This is a genomic window from Ruminococcus callidus ATCC 27760 (assembly GCF_000468015.1).
Lineage (GTDB): Bacteria > Bacillota > Clostridia > Oscillospirales > Ruminococcaceae > Ruminococcus_C > Ruminococcus_C callidus.
Map to the genome: position 1 here is coordinate 1 of NZ_KI260376.1, position 2,013 is coordinate 2,013.

The window sequence follows — 2,013 nt, forward strand, 5'->3', positions numbered from 1 at the left end:
TAATTGACAGTATTTCACCGCACAGTAATTCACAGTTACTCACTGCAATTCATTGTGATGAACCGAATACGGGATTTGAGCCGAGGTTGATCTCGGCTCATTTTTTTTGCCCGCTGGTCTGGTTGGCGGTTACTATTAAACTCATACCAAAATAACGTGATCTGACCGTCAAACCATCAGCATATGCCAAAAGAGCAGGCTTTTACACCTGCTCCATAAATCATTTCTGTTTTCACACCACAGCCTCAACAACCGTCTTTCCATTCACTTGAATCGTTTTCATACCAGTCTGCTTGTTCTTGTTGAAGTTGAAACTCAGCAGGTAGCCCTTGTCAAGGTGATAGTAATCCAGATACTCAGCAATCTGCTTTTCACCCTCAGTGTTATATTCCTCGCCACGCCAGATCTTCAGTTCCACGATATACTGTTTTCCCAGATAATCCACAATGACATCGGTTCGCTTCTGGTCACGAGTTTGTGCCTCAATATAATAATTGCCTGTACCGTTGATAATCGGCCGCAGGTACAGCAAAAACAGCTTTCTGCCATCCTCTTCCTTGAACTTATCTGGTTGACTGCCATAGATGTCGTTGAAGTGGCGGATAAACTTCTCCAGAATCTTTTCCATGTTCAGCTGATTGCACTGAATAAACTGATTTTTGTCGTTGACACCTTCGGAATACATCCGGCTATCAGTTGCCTCCTGTGAAATAAACCAGTTGTAAATTCTCGTTTCAAAGATGCGATTGGCAACAGAAACGCAGTCGTTTTTGTTGGAAATAAAGCCATACATTGCAGCATTTTCAATTACAACATTGTCGATATTATAAGAGATCTTCTGCCCCAAAAACAAGACATTGTACAGTAGATTTCTCAGGTTTTTGTCGTCTTCCAGTTTGTTGATCAGCGATTCTATCAGAGGATTTTTCTCTCTGATAAGATATTTGACAGCATTTTCAAAGGAAGGATCATCCCAACTCCCACTTTTATCCATACACTTGCAAATCATCGAAACCAGCACCGGATAACCAGAAGTATAATCGTAAATCAGTTGGGACAGCTTTGGAATATCCATACCAGTATGGTGGTCATTCTCGTATTCTGTGAGCATTCCGGCAATGTCATGCACGTTAAAACTCATGTCGATCTCAAAGGCAGAGGCGATATTCCATGGGCTGTTGTGCTTATGCTCTGCATCTGGTCGGATTTTCTGGCGAAGATTTCGAATGTCATGAACACCTGCCAGAATGACAGATTGGAAGGTTGGACGTTTGTTGCGAATCAGATAATAGCCTCTGAGCTGCGACAAAAAGTCCAGAAACACCTGATTATTGCTAGCACTGTCTACCTCATCGATCATCAGCACGATCTTCTTATCATTCAATTTGCAGACAACACTAAGCTTGCGGAACAACTCCACCAAATTTGTAACAGAAGTCAGTTCTCTCTTCGCAATTTCCATCAATGCAGTTTCGTCAGAAAACATCGCAGTTTCCACAAAAGCGTCAATGAAAGCCTTGGAAAAAGTTTTTTCATTCTCAAATGTTGCAACACTCATCTGTGCCTGAAAATCCATAGAAATTACTGTATAGTCATTTTGCAGATAGCTTTGCAGTGCATCCAAAAGTGTGGTTTTCCCATACTGCCGTCCTCGATTGATACAGAAGTACTGCCCTTTATCCACCATATCTTTGATCTGTGCAAGACGGCTGTCCAGATTGACCATGTAATGCTCCTGCGGATTACAGCATCCGGTGATGTTGAAATACCGTTCCATATGTTTCACCTCGTGTTCGTGTGTAGATTTTTGTTACTTCTATTATACCATATCGCCAGAGCAATTACAACTGCATTTTTACTTGAAATACAATTCACCTGGTACTGGAAACTCTAAAAAACTTAATTGCAAACAAAAATGTACATGGAACGCGGAACATTCAAATAGCATCATCCATCACAGGCAGAGCATACAAAATGCTCTGCCTTTTTCAGTCCTTCTCCGCAAGCTTCCCC

1 protein-coding gene is annotated in these 2,013 nt (G+C 41.6%); it reads right to left on the reverse strand.

The window, feature by feature from the left end; all coding sequences use genetic code 11:
• Window positions 1-232: 232 nt before the first annotated feature.
• Entirely contained in the window at window positions 233-1,777 is a 1,545-nt protein-coding gene (locus tag RUMCAL_RS06075) for a GxxExxY protein (protein ID WP_040647273.1), read from the reverse strand.
• Window positions 1,778-2,013: the final 236 nt, after the last annotated feature.